Source organism: Leadbettera azotonutricia ZAS-9, from assembly GCF_000214355.1.
Lineage (GTDB): Bacteria > Spirochaetota > Spirochaetia > Treponematales > Breznakiellaceae > Leadbettera > Leadbettera azotonutricia.
The window spans coordinates 2,272,475-2,287,131 of the sequence record NC_015577.1; the positions used below are offsets into that span (position 1 = coordinate 2,272,475).

Annotated in this window: 9 protein-coding genes; all 9 read right to left on the reverse strand. The window is 45.0% G+C overall.

The features are described from left to right. Positions 1-8 precede the first annotated feature (8 nt). A complete protein-coding gene (locus TREAZ_RS09955) occupies positions 9-1,418 on the reverse strand; it encodes a family 4 glycosyl hydrolase (protein ID WP_015711720.1) in 1,410 nt (469 codons plus the stop codon). Between the two features lie 166 nt (positions 1,419-1,584). Then, positions 1,585-3,930, reverse strand: coding sequence for a beta strand repeat-containing protein (locus tag TREAZ_RS09960; RefSeq protein WP_015711721.1), 2,346 nt, complete (start codon positions 3,928-3,930; stop codon positions 1,585-1,587). A gap of 69 nt (positions 3,931-3,999) precedes the next feature. Continuing rightward, a complete protein-coding gene (locus TREAZ_RS09965) occupies positions 4,000-4,446 on the reverse strand; it encodes a hypothetical protein (protein WP_015711722.1) in 447 nt (148 codons plus the stop codon). A gap of 12 nt (positions 4,447-4,458) precedes the next feature. Next, on the reverse strand, positions 4,459-7,596 hold the full coding sequence (locus TREAZ_RS09970) for a glucuronyl esterase domain-containing protein (protein WP_015711723.1): 3,138 nt from the start codon (positions 7,594-7,596) through the stop codon (positions 4,459-4,461). Positions 7,597-7,669: 73 nt separating this feature from the next. Continuing rightward, a complete protein-coding gene (locus TREAZ_RS09975) occupies positions 7,670-9,082 on the reverse strand; it encodes a hypothetical protein (protein ID WP_015711724.1) in 1,413 nt (470 codons plus the stop codon). A gap of 121 nt (positions 9,083-9,203) precedes the next feature. Beyond that, positions 9,204-10,397, reverse strand: coding sequence for an alginate O-acetyltransferase AlgX-related protein (locus tag TREAZ_RS09980; RefSeq protein ID WP_015711725.1), 1,194 nt, complete (start codon positions 10,395-10,397; stop codon positions 9,204-9,206). Between the two features lie 10 nt (positions 10,398-10,407). Further along, entirely contained in the window at positions 10,408-11,853 is a 1,446-nt protein-coding gene (locus TREAZ_RS09985; protein WP_015711726.1) for an MBOAT family O-acyltransferase, read from the reverse strand. Continuing rightward, positions 11,853-13,514, reverse strand: coding sequence for an AMP-binding protein (locus TREAZ_RS09990; protein WP_015711727.1), 1,662 nt, complete (start codon positions 13,512-13,514; stop codon positions 11,853-11,855). Before TREAZ_RS09990 ends, TREAZ_RS09985 begins: the two co-directional genes overlap by 1 nt. 116 nt (positions 13,515-13,630) lie before the next feature. Continuing rightward, positions 13,631-14,533, reverse strand: coding sequence for a helix-turn-helix domain-containing protein (locus tag TREAZ_RS09995; protein ID WP_015711728.1), 903 nt, complete (start codon positions 14,531-14,533; stop codon positions 13,631-13,633). Positions 14,534-14,657 lie beyond the last annotated feature (124 nt).

Here is a 14,657-nt window from a genome sequence, read left to right on the forward strand (position 1 = left end):
CCCTCCTTTTAACTTTTGAGGGTTTTAGCGCACATTTCATCAAAGAGGGCCCGGCTATCCTTAAGGGGTAAAAGCTGCACTGCCAAGTCATGAGAAAACACCCGGAAGGCCTTTTCCCTATCATCTTCAAAAACGGCTTCTATAATACCTTCCTGGGCCAAGACATGGGGCATAACCAGGGCACGAATGTCGGCAGGCAATCCCTGGCTGACAAGGGGCTGAATGTTATTCTGCGAGAATGAAGCATTGGTTTCCACCACCACCTGGGAGGGCAAATCGGGCATCTGGCCATAGTTTGGCGTATTCACGTTGGTCACCATATTACCCAATCCAAGGAGGGCTTTCAATATCTTGAGGCCCTCTTCACCCGATTCAACAGCGGCCATAGTCTGCGTACCATCACGATAAGCCTTTGCCATTTTGATGAGCTTTTCACGGTTCGCAATGCGCCAGGACACTGGCGTAAGGGTAAAACCCCAACTTTCCGCCTGGGTTGCATTTGCCATATACCAGGAATGGGGGCAGAATTCCGCTAAATGCCGATCCCCGGCGGCGGCAATTAAGCCGTAACGGCGGAACAAGTCCATTTTAACGCGCTCGACAGAGGAAAATAGCCTGAGCCGCACCGTTTCGTCGGGATCAATCGCACCGGAACCACCAGCCGCAAAAGTAGTGGCAGCCTTGGCGCCTTTAAAGCCCGATTCAGCATATTTATCCACAAATTTTTTGTAATAAGGGAATATATCAATATTTTTCCATGAGGCTTTATCAATCCAGGTAAAATGATTGATGCCCAAAACACGGGTGGTAATGTCTTCGCGTTTAATGCTGCCTACAGGGGCCGCTCCAGCTTCTTCCAGTACCGCACCCAGGAGCTTTTGGGTGTTAAATACTTCGTGGCAACAGCCAAAGGCCTTAATCCCAGAAAACTCCCTGTAAAGCGTCCGGGTGCAGATAGTCATGGGATTGGTGTAATTAATGACCCAGGCATCGGGGGCGTATTTTTTTACTGAACGGGCAATCTCCCGGAACTGCGGTATGGTCCGCAGGGCGCGGATAATGCCCCCTACCCCGGCAGTATCGCCAACTGATTGGTAGATACCATACTTTTCACTTGCATGGACATCTACAGCCATTTCTTCAAAATCGCCGGGAAGGATCGAAACAAACACAAAGTCGCTCCCTGAAAGGGAATCTTCCAGGGAAGGATTGGCATGAAATTTCCACAACCCCCCATTGTGCTTCGCCATTAGGGCATTGCCGATTATCTCATTTGTCCTGGCATCTTCAGGTTTTATATCGTAAAGTTCAATGGTTCCGGCAATTTCTTTTTCAAATGCCAGATCTTGCATTAAGACCCAGGCCCAGTTGCGGGAACCTCCGCCAATATAACAAATTTTCAGGTGGTCGATATTCATACTGTCCTTTATAACTTATCCTGGTATTTTTTCCAAGTGAGCAATCCATAGCGTCAAAAAAACCGGCGCCGACCCTCATTTCTGGAACCGGCGCCGTAGTTGCTGCCCGGGCGTTAAGAGCTATCCTACGCCCGGACAATGTAACTTCGTAAACAAAATCTTTACATTAGGGTTTAGAAATAGTATCAACCCTAAGTTCCAGGTTGCCTCCAACGAAGGCTGCTGTTACAGTGTTGGCCTGCAAATTGATAATAGCGCCTTTCGTATCATCGTTGACGATAGTCGCTTCGCTCAGCTTGGAAGCCAATGCATCGGCGACACTGTCATAGAAACCCGGTGCCCGATTAAGCAAATATCCTGCTGCCGGCGATACAGTGATGGTTAGCCTGGGATTGGCAAATCCGCTTGTTACCGTACCAATTTCAGCAAATTCACTCAAGGCGGTAATAACATCTCCCGTTATTGTAGTACCGAAATACGGGCTAATTGACATGTATATATCACCGCTTGCAGCACCGCCTATAGCGTTTTCAAGAACCGATGTTCCAAGAAGACGTCCAAGAGGAATGGTAACAACAAGATCCATACCAGTAGGCATTGAAACAACCGAAGTACCAATTATCGTATAATTTTCATCAATAGCATTTATTACAGTCGCACCAATTTTACTGTCTACGGTAGTACCAACTGCGCTATAGATACCTGGCGTCGGATTGAACGAATACCCTCCAGCAGGCACAATAGTAATTACTATCGAATGATCACCGTATGCGGTAGTAACGATTTCTGTTGCATTGGCAATACCAGCCAGGAGGTCTATAACATCACCAGTAACACTGGCTGCATTTACAACCTCCGCTCCGGAAGCGGCGCTGCCCAATGCGGCTATAATAGTATTGGCATCGACATAACTTTGCCTTAATTGTACGGTAAATACGAGCTTCCCACCGGCAACTTCAATAATTATCGGGGTCATAACCGTTTGATAAGTACTGTCGACCTGATTAACAACAGCCGTACCCAACTTACTGGTTACTTCGGTATTGACAGTGGCATAGGCACTTACAACCGATGAACCCGAAGTAACCAAATTAGGATTAAATATATAACCGGCCTCAGGTTCCACAGAGATAGTGAATGAGTGCCTGGTAGAATTATACACAGCAGAAACACCTGCTGTTGCACCAGAAATATTTGACAAACCAACTATAATTCCACTGGTAACACTGGTTGCATCTGCAATGGTTGCCCCGCTAGCATTTCCAACACTGTTTAATGCAGTAACAATAAGATGGGGCTGGACGTAATTTATCAGCGAAACAGTAAAGACAAGGTTACCACCCGAAACCGCATAGCTTATATCCGTAAAAACTACATAGGCAGGATCAGTACCGTTCGTGATGAATGTAGTCCCAGCGGTAAATTTCGTCCTTAAAGCAGTAACTACTGTATTGTAGAAACCTTCTGTTGTACTAAAGAAGACCCCAACCGCAGGTGTTACCGTTATGTTAACCGAATGGCTGGCGGAATTGTATGTTGCATCTGCCGCTTTTGTCGAATTTGCAATAGCCCCCAAAGCATTAATAACAGCACTTGTTACAACACCGCCATCGCTAATACCAAGGCTGCCATTAACATCAGCAGGCGAAATTGCGCCTGAAACGGCCGCCGCTGTTATCGGCGCCTGTGCGAGTTTGATGGACACAATTACATTGGAACCGTTAACAACACCTGATATTGAGTCCTCAACAGTATAGCCTGCATCTATATCATTGGTTATGGTTAACGCGGCGGCTATTGCAGACGCAATACCCTCAGCACCACCCTTAGATACACCTGCGGCAGAAACTGTTATCGCCAGTGTTTTGGAAGCAGTAGTATATACCGCAGCATAGCCAAAGACTTCTGTCAGCGAAGCATCAATAGTCAAGGCGGTTGGAGAGACAATCGCTACTTTTGCAGCGTCCGCAACAGCATCTTTTGCAAGGGTGATCTTTACAACAAGCCTCCCTGCATCAGGAAATTCGGTTATCGTGGCAGTAACAGTGTCAAAATAGGCATAGCCATCGGTGGTAGTATCAGCATGATTGCTTGCAAATGAACCGCTAAGCTTGCTTTGAATTGCTACCGCGATTTTATCCCCTTCATCTTGTGTAAAAGTCACTGGATCGAAGGTTGTAGGATTATTACCAGCCAATGTATAGGTAATATATGGCGGTACCAGGGTTTCCCCATCCCCAGTCTTGGCTACATAGGCTAAGACTTGGGTAATATTGATTCCTTGAACCAATGTATTGGCGCCTGCAACACTGGTAAGCCGGGGAGCGGTAAAGGTACTGGTCCTTCCAATAGTAATGGGGGCGCTGTTAAAATGACTTAGTAAAGCGGCAGTAACTGCCGTCGGGTCACTGGTAGTGCCATTATCATCACTGGAGGAACTGCATCCTGCCACAAATAAAGCCAATGCCACCAAAATGCCGGCAAAGGCTAATACTTTTACAAATTTCTTCATTAGTTTTCTCCTCATAAAAGATAAATCCGACTCCCCTAAAGGAATCGGACGCCAATAACCTACAGCAAATTAGTGCAAATAGAACTCGCGGGGTTGCAGCATAGCGCCGACGTAGACTACCAGACGCTGGTGTTTCCCTGCGCCTGCTTTATAGTAATACAATTCAAAACCTTTCCGGTTGGTTGTATCAGTAAGAACCCAAACTGCCGGTTCAACCTTGTCTCCGGACAAGTCGCTGGCGGTTTCATAGCTATGAGTGCCTGCCAGGCCGGCGGGTTTTATCTGGCCCCAATACCTTCCGGTTAAGGTAACTGAATTACCCGACTCAAACAGAATTTCGGACTCGGGCAGTATATCATCGACCCACCTGGTCCCCGCAAAGGAAGCAACCGGGTTGTCATTATAACTTAATCCACTATCGCCGCCGTCCGAGGAGTCACTACAGGCCGTAAATCCAACAATTACGAAGGCGGCCAACATAACACCCAGGATCAAAAATAATTTATTTGACTTCATTTTAAGCTCCTCTTATTTAGGGTAATAAGGTCCAGCCCAGGACCAGGGCATCATCACTTTAATGCCGCCATAATGCCGATTATAGGAATTGGAACCACCGGGAACCAATACGTCAGTATAGAACGGGTCGGTATTCAAGTGAGACGCAAAGCTTACATTCATGGGCTTGTCATAGAAATACCAGGCCATATACTGGGCTTCACGTTCCGGTTGTATAGGATCAGTTCCATGCCCTCCGGTTGCCCGGTAGTTGAACTTAATCAGGTCTTCCGCGGATGCGGTTCTTCCTGCGGGGGTTATATTTCCAACAATGTCAGGTCCAACTTTCCCAGTAACGCCCAAGTCGATAAGGCGGCGGTACACGATACGGGCTGCCTGCATACTGATAGCATCCCCTTCGGAGCCATCGTTGTAGTCATTAAAAGTATTCCGCTCGATAATCGCCCTGGGATACAAAGACGCCACCAATTCATGATTGTCAAAAGGCAGCCGATCGGCATAACCATGGGAAATATCACCATTGATATCTATACCGCGAAGAGGCACATACCACTTATAGTGATACAGGAAACGGCGGAACACTTCATTGGCACGGCCGGGATTGTGAAGGACATTGTCCCCTATCAGCTCGGCGCCGCCAGAAGGATAACCGCTCAAGCTTCCCCAACTGTACTCATTGCCTGCCGCATTATATCGCCATGCCTGGGGCCCGGTAGCACCTGCTGCTCCCGGAATAGCAAGATTGATACGATCATCAAAGACAGCAGCCACAAAGGCGTATTTACCATTAATTGAAAAACCGTCGGTCACCAGCTTCTTATAATCGATAACATCCTTCATCTTCTTACCGATGGGTACTGTGGTACCAACGACTATACGCGCCTTTGCATCGCCTGCAAGTTCGGTTCTTTCTTCATAGACACCATTGCCTACGATCCGCTGGACACGATTAAAAATGACCGGATTACCACCTGCAGCAGGAGGCACCGCGCCGGTATCCAGGAAGAGCATCTGAATTCCGCCTGTCCCCAACTGGTCCGTAGGAGTTTCTGGCCTGTTCAATTGTCCAACAGTCCACCAGGTAACACCATCGGTGGACAAACGATCGCCCAAACGATAATTATCACTGGCAACAATATTGGAAATGGTTATATCCCTTTCCACGAGATCTATTTCTGCCGCGTCGTACAGGGCATCGACTGCACGGGAAGCGCCCCATGCCGCAGCCATCTCATTGCTAATCTCATAACGCTGGCCCCTTTCATAAGGAAAGAAAGAACGGAAGGTGCCCCCACGGGGACCCCATGCCCCAGCATTGCCACGAGCATCAGTTGTAACCGCAGTCGAAACCTGGACAATTGCAATACCCCGCTGCAAATACGACGCCGTACTTCCGGCAAAGGATACCACTACCGGCACAGCACCGGTAACGCCATTGGCTTGTTTTTGGGCTTCGGAAGGGAAAGAGAAGGTATACGCATTTGTCCTGGTTCCAGGCAGTGCTGTCACCCCTGAAATCGTTGTATCGGATGTTCCATCCCAACTTGCATGTTCGGTACCAGTATAAGTATAAGAAGCGGTAAGGCTATAAGCACCGGGTCTATTCTCAACCTTGCTGGGAAGTCCACCAACTATCCACCAACCAGGATGCTCCCAGTGGGCGGGTACGCTCGGGGTAGACTGAATTATTACCGAGTGGGATGCGGGTTCATCCGGAATCGGTCCGTATTCGTAGAGGGCAGCCAGGGCTTTAATTTCCCGTGCCCGCAGTTTCCAATCATTTGAATTGCTTACTAATGTTCCCTTCCTGTCGGTTAATCCGGGAATGGTTTCATTAGGAGTGATAGCACCATTAGTCTTAAACTTTAACGGATCAGAGAGCGTGTTTAGGCGATCCACTTCTTCGCCCTGAGCAGTTACGCCAAGAAGATCATCAGCCCATACCAAACTTACTATGGCAGCCTCAATCTGCTGCCCTGCCGCAATAACCTCTGCCTGAGGTACTGACGGTTCTACATGAGGACGACCCCAAGTGTCAAATTTAGTCAGGAGATCCTTTCCCTTAGCGATAGAGGTCTGCAAAGCAACCCAGGTGGCAGGAGTCCATGAATTTTCTACTGAATCGGGAAGATTGATCAGATATTCAGAACCCAAAGGAGGCCACCAGGCATCCCCCTTTGCCCAGCGGATGGGATTAGTAAGCATCCAGTCGCTAAACGCAAAGTCGTCGTTATTGGCAGCAGTATGACCGGTTAGCACGACAGTGCCCCAGTCTAGAGTTCCTTCCCTGTTATTAAAACGATACCCGTTGATCTCATGGCTCCAGAAAGTGACCGCCGTACGATTCTGGTTATTGCTGGGAGAATCCTGGATAAACACATCAAACCCAAAGTCCATGCCGTTCTTGGGATCAACACCGGCCCAAATCTCGATGGCCAGCCACGCGGTGTAGCCGTGAGCGTTTTCATAGGCGCCCCAATCTTTTATACGATCGGTAAATTCACGGGCTTCGGGTTGGCCAAAGGGATCGGCCCACGTCTCATCGCCGTTGCCAGTATCAGTGCCGGCATCATTCATCCGTCCACTGGCCAGTTTTCCACTGCGGCTGACTTTAACGAAGCCGTCGTCCAGGGACCACTTGTCGTATTTATCGTCCATAAAGTCAATGTTAAACCCAACCGCATCAAATTGGTTCCAAACACCCTGCCCCGGACTTGCCAGACGATTAAGATTTCCATCAAGAGCCGACGAATTGGAAGGCGTACTATCTGTAACATCCACAGCAAGATATAAGGTATACCCATCCCATACAGATTGCAAAACCCCTGCCGTGCTATAACCAACAGGCGCTGCCGTGCCGGAAGTACTCATAAAATGATTAATCGCCGCTGTTGGCGCATCATTCCATGCGGCGGGGTTTAGTGTACCGCTGGTAATTACCGGTACAGTACTGGGAACAAATTTCGACAATAGCACCTGATAATTGTAAGGCGAATACGGCAATATATACGTATTCCCGAATCCATCCGAAACTGAACGGAGCAGGGATTTATCCCCGCTTGGCCCTGAACCGGAACTCAATACGTTTTGACATGCAATGAGCGACACCAAAAGTACTGCCAATAACCCACATAAAAATCGTTTTTTCATGTCCTGCACTCCTCAAAAATATACTTTTTACCCATCAAAGATGGATTTCCAAGAATCCCTGAAACCCCTCCCATTAAAAGCTCCAAATAAATTCCAACGCGATCTGATGCTTCAGCAACGAATCAACCCGGGTGTAATTGTCTTTATCGACCGGGGTATCGGACAGCCGCAAATCGGAAAACATGGGATCGTCCCCCAGGTTGTCGTACCCAATAAAAGTAGCTTTATACCAGGCTTTTAAAGCAAGGCCATTCGAAAAATTATAGGCAAGATTTGGTTTTACATAGATATCGTATTTTTCATTCACAAACCTCCGGTCCTTGTTATTGGCGGCTCCGTTATTGCTGCTTTGAGGAGCAAGAGCTCCATTTACCAGATGCCCAAACCCGTACCCGCCTTCCAAGCCGGCGGTGAATTCATTGGTTACACGGTAGTTTACAAAAGGTTTAAACTGCACCCAGGGGCTAAGCTCGATGGGATAATCAACATGCTTAGGGATGTCGTATCCCCATATAATTTCCTGAGCCTTAATGCCGATAGTAAGTTTTTCAAAAAGGGTATACGAGGCTGTCTGCCGAAGATCTGCCTTGCCCCGGGCTGCCCAATTACCCAGGCCCTCAAAATTGCCTTCGATACTTACTGTCAATTCCGGCAGCATAGTAAAACCGGCTCCGAACATCAACCGCGTCTCGTCCTCGGCAGGGCTCCATACTTTGTCGCCGGGTGTAATGGTTTGCCCCATCCCTTCAAAAATATCCACCCCGTCTATATCGCTGTCAAGTTCCAACTGTAGACCGGTATAGAACCAAGGATGGGTATAGCGAAAGCCAAAAACGGTTTCACCAAGAACCCTTTTCATGGATACAGTCCTATATATAGGCTTCCCCTGATCGTCCCTTCCAGTATTCGGATTATCCCTTACCGGTATCCTGAGGAAAGCACCAATATTAAGGCTACCTATAGCCGATTCATCCAATTTAAAAAAACCGAGTGGTTTGACTTCTACCCGAATACCATTGCCGCCTATATCCCAATCTCCGTCCCCAAGGGTACCCCAGACATTGGCGGTAAGGTCGATAAACCCGCCTATAAATTTGAGGTTGTCATCGAATAAATTGACCCAACCATAGGCAAAACGGCCGATTACCGTATTATCAAGACCTTGAAGATCGTTATCTGCACGGAGACGAACCTTAAAACCAATATTACCCAATTCATAGGCTGCGGTTAAATCCATGCGCAGAGGGGAATCATTGTCAGATTCGTTCCACATTTTTACACGGCCATCGGGTCCAATGTAGCCGCTATTTATCTGCGTCCCGGCGCTAGTTTCTTTTATCGCATCATCGGAATCGAAAAACACCCCGCTGGCGACTTTACCGCTGAACAGGAGGGTTCCATCACCAATTTTTACTTCCTGGGCGGGTACCATACCCCCGCCGATGCTAATTATAAAAATGCAAACCATCAGAAAACTTCTTTTCATGGTAAACTCCTATTCCAAATCAAGATAGTTTACACCCATTTTTTGCCAGCTAGAATGGAGAATTCACTTTTGGTGATGGAATAAACAAGGATTTCTGATTATTTACAGAGGCTAGCCTAAATCAATCGTAGGGGAACAGTCCCGGTTCAACCATAGGAATTATTTCCAAAGCTCGTTCAGGTATTTCCAGAATAAAAACATCCGGCTTTTGGGCTAGCTGATCCAGGTAATCTATGTTCCTCTTTTCCGGCTGGGTCCAGACATATTCTGCTTTTGAAAAAATGGAAGAGGTAAAGGGTTCCAGATCCACAAAATAAGAATCTCGCACAATAAGCGCTGTAGGCAGGCTTGGGTTCTTATTTTCAGTGACTACTCCATATTTTCCCTTCTTGGAGGCATTACCAATCACATTGTTGAATTCATTTTCCGGTACATTCTCGCATATAATATATTTATAGTAACTGTCCCAGCCATTTTCGGGTTTTACATCTATCAGTTCCAGAAAACTGCCGAATTGTTTCATTCCCCACCATATCATGGTATAGTTATCTTCCCCAGGGTCCATGTAAGGGGTAAATTTAAAGGAAATCTCCGGGAGGTTTGGAAAATCGGCCCTCAATTTATCGAATAAGAGCTCGTAGGTGTAATAAACCCCCAGTTTATTCCAGTGAAGGCCGTTGTTATAATATAAGGGCTGGGTATGCTCCTCTTTTTTTGAAACGAGGTAATCCAGGGGAAAAATAGTTTTTCCCCGTAAATACTCAGGCATAGCGTCCAGCAGTTGGCCAGCCAGGGAAATACCCTTTGGCCGTGGGAAAGGATATTTTTCGGGATACACGGAACTGGTGGTTGGTACTATTAAAAATATAAAAACAATGTTATTTTTTTCGCAGACATCATTAACCAGGGTTAGGCTTTCCATGAACGCCTTCAGCTGTGCTTTGTTGAATAAATTTGATTTTTTAAAGTTTGCAAACTCATCGCCCAGGGATTTGTCAATATAAAACAGCCACTTGTCCTTTCCGACAAGTATTTTTCTGTCGTGGCTTTTATGAAGCACAAAAAAATTAACATGGTTCATAAAGGATATGAGGCGGTTCTTAAATGCAAAGCGATCGGTTATATAGGCGTCTATCTGTTGAGGCAGCCTTGCCAGGCGTTTTTTATCCAGCTTGCTATTTACAAAGACTTTGGGCGGACTCGCGAGCGGCCGTCGTTCCAGCAGTGATATGGTAGTCTCTCTGTCCAGCAAAACAAGAGGAATGGCAATACCTGCCAAAAACAAAAAGACAAAACCAGCCTTCAAAATTTTCACATCATCTCCATTAAAAACGGAAGTATATAAACGGATTATATGCATCCGTAGCAAGGGTGCCAAAAGACCAAACAAACAGGATAATCAAAACAATGTACTTCAAAGAAACCGTTAATGTATTCGTCTGAATCTTTAATTTTCTCCACCAAGGGAATGAAAAAATAATGCCGAGGCCCAATAAAATATAGAACCTTGTATCAGCTAAGAATAAAATATCCACCGGGACAGGGATATTTTTTGCAAAATCAATAAAAGCTGCATAAAATAAAAAACCGTTTTTAAAGTCCAGCCTGAAGAACATAAATAGGCTTATCATAACGGCAAGGCAATAAACATGGGCTAAAATAGATTTTACGATCTCTAGCCCTGGACCTTTATTGTTAAAAAGAGGGGTTATCTTTTTTTTAAGGGATCGTTCCACAATCAATAGAATACCGTTGCAAAAACCAAAAAAAACAAAATTAAGTGCCGCGCCATGCCACAAGCCGACCAGGGTAAACACAATGAGCACATTAACCACCTGCCTGACTTGGCCCTTCCAGCTGCCGCCCAGGGGTATATAAAGATAATCCCTGAACCAGGTTGAAAGGCTAATATGCCACCGCTTCCAGAATTCACTTACCGACCTAGTGACAAGAGGATAGTCAAAATTTTCCATTATCCTAAAACCAAACATTCTTCCCAGCCCAATGGCCATATCTGAATAACCGGAAAAATCGTAGTAAACCTGTAAAGCACCAGATACTATTGCCAACAAAAGATAGACAGAGGGGACATTATTATAGGGAAGCAGTAAAATTCCATCCAACATTTCGGCCATGGTGTTTGCGATCAAAACTTTTTTTGCCAGCCCCACAATAAACCGCTCAACCCCCCTGGCAAACAAGTCAAGGCTGTGCTTCCGTTCCCTGATCTGTTCATTTATATCGTGATACCGAACAATCGGGCCTGCAATTAACTGAGGGAAAAATGAGATGAACAATCCAAGATTAAGGATGTTCTTTTGTACCAGGCCGGGCTTCCGGTATACATCTATAAGATACGAAAGGGACTGGAAAGTATAAAACGATATACCCAAAGGCAATGCGACTTTGAAAACTTTGACTTGTAAATTTGATATATGAAAGGCTTTGAAAATTCCGTTCAGAATCTCTCCGCCGAACCCCAGATATTTAAAATAAAACAGAAGCAATAAATTCAGGCCTACTCCAAGGGCAAGGAATAATTTTCTTTTTAGAACAGAAAATGAGGAATTGCCTATCAATATGCCGATTCTGTGGTTCAAAAGGATGGAAACGAGCATTATCAAGACAAATTTCGGCTCTCCCCAGGCATAAAACAGCAAGCTCGCAAGAAGCAAAATGACATTTTTTACTTTGAAAAAAGGACAGCAATAATATAAAAAAAGCACGATCGGCAGAAAGAAAACAATAAAGATTATAGAACTAAACAACATTATATATCGATACCTTTTTCTTCTAATTCCTTTAAACCGGATTCGACGAGCTTAAATGTCTGTACTTTCCCGTTTGCGGAAAGTGGAAACGAATTTAAAAAGAAACTATATTTGGGGGTTTTAAAAAAACTGATTTTGTCTTTGCAAAATTCTATAATATCCTTTTCTCCGATCAATTCCCCCTGGTTTAAAATAACAAAGGCCGCAACTTCTTCGCCGTATTTTTTGGACGGGATACCTGCCACTTGCGCGTCTTTAATGCCAGGCATACTGCGCAGAAGGACTTCTACTTCTTTTGGGTATATATTTTCACCACCCCGGATGATCAACTCTTTTATACGGCCATCAATTGCCAAGCAGCCATTGGAAAGGAGATGGCCCAGGTCACCGGTATGAAACCAGCCGTCTTTATCAATGGCTTCTCTGGTAGCTTCCTCCATTTTGTAATAACCTTTCATAACATTATGCCCCCTGGTCCAAATCTCCCCTGGTACATTCACAGGGCATTCAATATGATTAGGGTCGCGGATACTGACCTCTACTCCAAAAAGGGGTAGGCCAACAGTGGAGAGCCTTGGGTCTGCTGGATCCTCTGTGATAATCGTAGTAATAAATGGGGATGTTTCAGTAAGCCCATAAGCAAGAAATATCCCTTTCATGCGAAACTTATTTATAATATTTCTCATGAGGTCTGGAGGGCATACAGCGCCACCTATACAGCCATAATTCACGCTTTCCATATTGAAATCATTAAACCGGGGATGGCTTAGCATTGCCATATACAAGCTCGGCACTGCAAATATCCAGGTACAGGCTTCATTTTGAATAACTTCAAGACATCTAGTGATATCGAAATTTTCCAATACAACAATTTTAAAACCGTATATCAGGGGGAATACAATACCACCGGCAAGAGATGTAATATAAAAAAAAGGCAGAGGATTTAAAATAATAGTGTTTTCATCAATCATTCCCAGTTTGTTTGGGGAATAAACTGTGTGATAGCAATTGAGTACTACATTCTTATGGGTGAGCATTGCTCCTTTTGGTATACCGGTAGTGCCCGAGGTATACATAATGCATAATACATCATTATTGCTAACCTTGGATTCTGCCTTGCTTAATTCCGTACTGTCAATTTTGCTTCCCGATAGTATTAAATCTTCCAGGACATACATACCCTGGTGCGTTATATTATCAATATTGGCAACCATTCTTAAAGAAGGAAAGGCCGCCGATTTAAGGTTCCCGGCGGAACTGGTTTTCAATTCCGGAATTAACTGATAAAGAATTTCCGCAAAATCCGAATCCCTGAACCGATCAACAATAAAAAGGCCATTTATATCAGCCTGGGCAAGAATAAAACCAAGTTCTTTATGTTTACAATTTGCATTTATTGGAACCGCCATAATACCCACCCGTGCCGCAGCATAAAATACCGGCGCCCATTCCGGGACATTGTACGCCCAGATACCTATATGATCACCTTTCTTAAACCCGCTGGCAAGAAACCACCTTGCTAAATCGTCTGCCTTTTTATCAATATCGCCAAAGGTATACCGTATATTCCTATTTGAGAAAACAAGGAATTCACTATTGCCGCGTTTTGCCGCTTGCTTCCTGAGTGCTTCGCCAAGGGTATAGTCAAGAACTTCTTTCATAAAACCGCCTTAACTTAAATGCTTAACAGCAAATGGATGGATGGTCATTCTAAGTTCAGTAATAAAATCTGTCAATATACAGTTGTACCCGCTGCCGGGATTAGCTGGCTTAATGCTCATTTATAGACAGATTTTTTCCAGCTGGAAGGCGGAATGCCAGTTTTTTGCTTGAACTGACGTGAAAAATAATACTGGTCATTAAAGCCCAGCTGGAATGCGGTTTCTTTGACGGTAAGATCGGTTTGTTCAAGCAAACGGCATGCCCTGTTGATTTTTATCTGAATATAATACTGGTAGGGCGTTATGGAGCTATATGCTTTAAAGACATCGTTTAAATGCGAAGCGCTTATATTGATTTTTTGGGCGATGCTTGGGATGTCTATTTCTTTGTAGATATTTGCTTCCATCAATTCTTTTGCTTTTTCTACGATTAGCTGCTGTTTTGAATATTCCGGATGCACTTTCCTGCGTTCGCCCGTAAGAAGATCGGCAAGAAGCAAAAATATTCTGGAACAGGCTTTTATTTGAAAGAGCGGCTGCTGTGAACACACCTCATCAAAAATCCTGGTAAAAATCGAGACTATATAATCGTGCAGGCCTATTTCAAAAAAAATTTGCTCCTGGGAAAGGATACCTTCAGTTACCAGGCCGTCAAAAAAACTGCCGGTAAACCCAACCCAATATTCATGCCAGCCGGTTTCGTACAAGGGTTTGTAATGATGCTTCATGCCGGGCAGGATGAGCAGCATGGAACCGGTGCTTACCGTATAGGTTTTGTCCCCGGTATTGAAGATGCCGGCTCCGTCGCTGATATATACCAATTGAAATTCCGGCAGGATGCGCCCTTCAGCTACTTCACGGAATGCTGCGGGATGCGCATTTTTATTGAGCGGATATACCGTCCTGGACGGGGTTTCAATCTCCCCGACAGTGGTACACAACATACCCAATTTTTCATCTTCTTCGCTGTAAGGTATGTAGCGTAAAAAAAAATTGTAATTTCCATTGACAGTCTTCAATATTTATGTAGTATAGGAGCGTTTATTATCTCTGTACATGGATAATTCAATTTGGAGATGGATTAAACACGGATTTTTTAGATTTTACTATGAATTATCCCTTTATAAAAGAGTATTTTGTAAA

Excerpts from the sequence above, each read along its gene's own strand:
- TREAZ_RS09955 (WP_015711720.1), bottom strand. The coding sequence starts at position 1,418 with ATGAATATCGACCACCTGAAAATTTGTTATATTGGCGGAGGTTCCCGC.
- TREAZ_RS09960 (WP_015711721.1), bottom strand. The coding sequence starts at position 3,930 with ATGAAGAAATTTGTAAAAGTATTAGCCTTTGCCGGCATTTTGGTGGCA.
- TREAZ_RS09965 (WP_015711722.1), bottom strand. The coding sequence starts at position 4,446 with ATGAAGTCAAATAAATTATTTTTGATCCTGGGTGTTATGTTGGCCGCC.
- TREAZ_RS09970 (WP_015711723.1), bottom strand. The coding sequence starts at position 7,596 with ATGAAAAAACGATTTTTATGTGGGTTATTGGCAGTACTTTTGGTGTCG.
- TREAZ_RS09975 (WP_015711724.1), bottom strand. The coding sequence starts at position 9,082 with ATGAAAAGAAGTTTTCTGATGGTTTGCATTTTTATAATTAGCATCGGC.
- TREAZ_RS09985 (WP_015711726.1), bottom strand. The coding sequence starts at position 11,853 with ATGTTGTTTAGTTCTATAATCTTTATTGTTTTCTTTCTGCCGATCGTG.
- TREAZ_RS09990 (WP_015711727.1), bottom strand. The coding sequence starts at position 13,514 with ATGAAAGAAGTTCTTGACTATACCCTTGGCGAAGCACTCAGGAAGCAA.